General features: G+C 72.5%; 3 protein-coding genes and 1 pseudogene. 1 reads left to right on the forward strand and 3 read right to left on the reverse strand.

Features of this window, described 5'->3' with window-relative positions:
* Positions 1–112: 112 nt before the first annotated feature.
* From D7W79_RS39175 to D7W79_RS39185, 3 genes are all read right to left on the reverse strand, one after another.
* A complete protein-coding gene (locus tag D7W79_RS39175; protein WP_120530333.1) occupies positions 113–664 on the reverse strand; it encodes a hypothetical protein in 552 nt (183 codons plus the stop codon).
* Positions 665–823: 159 nt separating this feature from the next.
* Positions 824–2596: a hypothetical protein gene (locus D7W79_RS39180; RefSeq protein ID WP_120530334.1), complete on the reverse strand. Its 1773-nt coding sequence runs from the start codon at positions 2594–2596 to the stop codon at positions 824–826.
* 176 nt (positions 2597–2772) lie between these two features.
* Positions 2773–3327: a DUF2231 domain-containing protein gene (locus tag D7W79_RS39185; RefSeq protein ID WP_120530335.1), complete on the reverse strand. Its 555-nt coding sequence runs from the start codon at positions 3325–3327 to the stop codon at positions 2773–2775.
* A 279-nt stretch (positions 3328–3606) separates the two neighbouring features.
* Here D7W79_RS39185 and D7W79_RS39190 point away from each other — a divergent pair.
* A pseudogene (locus D7W79_RS39190) lies at positions 3607–4539 on the forward strand (DEAD/DEAH box helicase); the annotation flags it as partial.

Raw genomic sequence — 4539 nt, forward strand, 5'->3', positions numbered from 1 at the left:
GGCGGCATGAACCGCTGACCCTGACGAGACCGGCGCGATGGATTGGCGAGCCACCGGCTCGCGGTTCAAGTCCCCCACGCGGTGTTCATCACGCGCGTGGGGACGCGCCGCTTCAGCCCATGAAGGAGGGCGGGTCGCTGGCGGGGAACGACGCCATCGACCCCTCGGCCACCTTGTCGAGCCGTCCCGACATGTCGCGTGACTCTCCGGGCAGGATGTCCCAGCGACCGTGCACGCCGGCGCCGGACAGGGATGGCGGAGGGGGGCGCCGCCGGGGCAGGACCTTCACGGGCACGTCCGCCCGCGCCCGCCACTGCGCCGCCACGAGCGCTGCTTCCAGCACCGCGTCACCCAGGTAGACGGGGGAGAGCCTCCGCTTGCCCGCGTAGTACACGTCGATGATTAGGAGCGACAGCGCGCTCGTGATGGCGAGCTGCCGGAGCTCCGGGGTGACGCGCCCGTGTCGTCGCGCGGAGAGAAGCGTCACTCCAATCGCGCTCACGAGCCCGCCCACCGTCTTCACCAGCCAACCCTCCGGCTTCGGGCCGGTGACTCGGGAGAAGCTCCGCAGGTGGAGGAGGGGCCAGAGGCCCGTGAGCAGGAAGTACGCGCCCTGGACGTCCGCCGGGTCCCTGCGGAAAAGCGAGCCGAGTCGTGTGGTCATCCGCCGTCTCCCTCCAGCCTTCGAGGTAAGCCTTCGAGCCGGGCCTTGAGGAAGCTCCCGACCCTGCGTCAGGCCCCCCGTCCCAATCACGGCAGGGCGGGTTGGCGGCGCCTCTCCGGTGCAACTCGACGCACCCATCACCCCCTGTTCGCCGTGAGCTCAGGGAGAGGCGTGGGGCGTGCCTGTGTGGCCGCCTTCCGGGACAGCTCCGGCCCCGCTGATGGCCCAGGTCGCCGGCAGCGCGAGCACGGCGTCCGTTCCGGGAAGGTGCCGCATGGCGTAGCCGAACGCACCCGGTGCCGCGAGGAAGGACTCCAGCGAGGGGTCGTTCGCGAAGCGGGGTTCCTCGCGCAGCTTGTGGTCCAGGAAGACGAGCTCGATGCGCTCGCGGCGCAGGTACTGGGTGAAGGACTCACCCGGGCGCCGCGTCCAGGGAGGAACGCGCCGGAAGGGGACTCCCAGGTACACCGGCAGCCCGCCCTGCGTGTCCAGGACGCCCAGCGAGCCTCCTGCCGCGACGTGGCTGCCCAGCCCGAGTGCCCGCACGGCCCGCACCTGCTGGAGCAGCTCCCTCCGCGGCGCGGAACGGCCATCGGGAGCGGGTGCAGGGCCGGGCACCGCCAGCATCACCAGGACCGCCAGCAGCGCGGCTCCTCCCAACGCGCCAACGCTGCCCACCCCGCGGGACGGCGCCTCAACCGGGTGCGGGCCGGGCACGTCCAGCGCGTGCTTCATCAGTGCGAGCAGCGCCAGCCCCATCACGCCCGGAATGACGAGGTAGTGCTGCCGGGGCTGGAACAGGACCGAGGACACGATGCCAGGGAGGATCACCACGGCTGCCGCGACCGCGCTCCATGCCACCCGCGGCGTCGCCAGGGCCTGGATCGCCTTCCTCCCACGCCGGGCGAAGGCCCCAAGCGGGAGCGCCAGCACGACGGCGAGGAGCAGCACGTGCGCCACCTGCTCGCGCGTCCATGCTCCGTTCCGGGGCATGGGCGGCACGTCGCCGTAGCCGTAGGTGAAGACCTTGAGCGACTCGTCGGGAAGCCGCTCCAGGTTCCAGCGCACGTGCGCGAGGAACGCGCCCGGGTTCGCGCGCAGGGCGTCTCCCAGCGTGCTCGCATTTCCGAAGATGGGCTGGAGCACCTGCTCGCATCGGAACCAGGGGTCGACCTGCACCTGGCCGGTGCGCCGGGCGAGGCCGTCCGCGAAGTGCTGGCAGAACGCGTAGAAGCGCCGGTTGCTGGTGTTGCCGAACGGGTTGCCCAGCAGGCCCACCAGGAGGAGGAAGAGCCCCGCGTAGGCCACCGCCGTGCCCCACGCATGGCGCCGTCGCGCGGGCTCCTGTCGGACGCGGCGCGCGAGCTGGAGGCCCAGCAGCGCGGACACCGACAGGAAGGACAGGAAGCCCTCGGGCCGCGCGAACGACGCGAGCAGCAAGCCCGCGCCCAGCCGGCCCCAGGCGCCTTCGGGCGTGGCGGCCCGGCACGCGGCGCACGACGCGACCAGGATGATCAGCAGCGCCAGCAGGGTGGGGCGCGGCTGGATGTGCGGCGCCAGCGACAGCAGGTACACCGCGCTTCCGGCCAGCGCGAACCCGGGCCGCGCCCCCACCTGTCGCAGCAGCGCGTAGCCCGCGACGGAGGTCAGCAGCACGAGCCACCGGGTGTTCGCGTAGTAGAGCGCCACCGGATCCGGCCAGACGTACGAGAGCGCGAAGTACCAGAGCGAGTACAGCGGCCCCCACTCCGGATCCGGCAGCCCGCTCTCCGGCAGCGTGAGCGCGCGGTGCAGGTAGTCCGCCTCGTCCCAGGGCGCCAGGTCGAGCACCGCTTCGACGCCCCGGCCCAGCTTCACGCACGCCAGCACGAGCGCCAGCAGGCACACCGCTTCGGCGAGGAACGCGAGGGGCCGGGAAGGGGAGGTGCGCATGGGCTACGCGGGCTCGGAGGCCAGGAGTGCGTGGTGAACCTGCTCCGTGGCTGGCTCAGGCCCGCGGGCCGGGACAGCGCCAATCTGCGTGTCGAGGCACCCAAGGGACACCCCAGGCCCAAGGGTGTCCTTCGTGAGCACGGCGGACATCGGACGCGAGGCGCCTGCCCGTGCCGTCAGAGCAGCGCGCGCGCCCGGCCCAGCAGCCATGCGGCGCCCCGGCCCGCGTCCTTCACGAGCGTCACGGGGGCCTCGGCCGACAACAGCAGGGGCTGCTTCACCGAGCCCTGCGGCGCGTCCTCCGGCATCGGGTTGATGCCGATGCCCTGCTCGTAGACCATCTTCCCGCCAAGCGACGCCGTGTAGAGCGAGAAGGCGCACGCGCCCAGGCCCAGCGCGGTCGTCACGGCGGTGGGGGCCTTGGCCACCCGCCACGCCATGATGCCCAGCGCGCCCAGCGTGATGAGGGCATTGCCCACGCCGTGCAGGACCGTCATGTCCCGGGCGCGCGGCGAGTCCATGCGCACCTCCTGGCTCGCGGCCAGGCCCGCCACCCCGGCGAACACCGCGCTCGCCGCGCCCGCCACCCACAGGCGGCGCCCCACCTTCTCCCAGGCGCGGTCCCCCGTCCTCACCACGATGAGGTCCGCCACGGCCGCCGTCGGCAGCAACGCCAGCGGCATGTGCACCAGCGACGGGTGCAGCTCATGAAGCAGCATCTTCCTTTTCATCGTCCCCCTCCGGTTCTCCTGAACCGGAAGGTAGCCATGGGGCAAGGCGCCCGCGAAGGTCCCCCGGTCCGAGCACCGCTCCGTGCGGGAAGTGGGCAGGGGACAACGTTCCCACTGGATCCACGTCCAGGGCGCCTGCTGGCGGCGGTTGCCTGCCTCCCCGGCGAAGGCCTGGGCGGGCGAATCGCTTCCCCTGGACACCGCACATGCGTATCACTGGCTTCCGTGCGTACACCCACCGACCGATACCTGCCGCCTCGCGCCGACGCTTCCTCCTCCGTGGCACCCCAGCGCGGGCGGGTGGTGGTCATCGCGCCCACGCGCGCCGCGTGCGAGACCATCGAGCTGGCGCTCGGGCTGGAGCTGCGCACGTACCTGGAGGAGCACCACGGCGAACGCCTCCGCGAGCTGGCCCGGAGCGGGCAGGGGTTCGGCATCGTCGCGGGCACCGGCACGGGCAAGACGCTCGCCATCCGCCCCATCGCGGAGGAGCTCGTGGGCCGCAAGCCCCTGCGGGTGGCGGTGGTCAACCGCGAGCGGGAGGCCACCGCGGAGACGCCGCTCGCGGACGTGGTCATCGTCACCACCGGCATCGCGCGGCGCTGGTTCCAGGGCAGCGCCATCCGGCCCGAGGACACGCTCATCGTGGATGAGATCCACCAGACCTCCGCGGAGCTGGAGCTGTGTCTGGCCCTGGGCAAGCGCGTGGGCTGCCGCTTCATCTGGCTGTCGGCCACCGTGGATCCGGCCTTCTACTCGCGCTATCTGGACAGCGCGGACGTGCTCCAGGTGTCCTCCTTCGACCCTCGCAAGGCGGCCACGGTGGAGGTGGAGCGCCGCCAGCCCCTGTCCTTCCTGGACGACGACTTCCTGCGGGACGTGTTGCGCCGGGGGCGCGGCGTGGGCGTGTTCCTGGCCACGCGCGCCGGGGTGGAGGAGGTGGCGGCCCACGTGCGCGAGAACGAGCCGGAGATCCACGCGGCGCACTACCACGGCGGCGAGCCGCTGCGCGCCATCCGTCCCTTCCTCGAAGGCACGGCGCCCCGGCCCTTCGTGCTCGCGATGACGGCGGCGGGGCAGAGCGCGCTCAACGTGCCGGGCCTGGACACGGTCGTCATCGACGACATGCGCTACACGAACCTGGTGGAGGGCGGCCGCAACATCCTCACCCGCGTGCACCTGGGCAACAACGAGCTCTTGCAGATGGCGGGG

The sequence above is a fragment of the Corallococcus exercitus genome, assembly GCF_003611585.1.
Taxonomy (GTDB): Bacteria; Myxococcota; Myxococcia; order Myxococcales; family Myxococcaceae; genus Corallococcus; species Corallococcus exercitus.

Coding starts and splice junctions, on each gene's coding strand:
- D7W79_RS39175 (WP_120530333.1), bottom strand. CDS start 664: ATGACCACACGACTCGGCTCGCTTTTCCGCAGGGACCCGGCGGACGTC.
- D7W79_RS39185 (WP_120530335.1), bottom strand. CDS start 3,327: ATGAAAAGGAAGATGCTGCTTCATGAGCTGCACCCGTCGCTGGTGCAC.
- D7W79_RS39180 (WP_120530334.1), bottom strand. CDS start 2,596: ATGCGCACCTCCCCTTCCCGGCCCCTCGCGTTCCTCGCCGAAGCGGTG.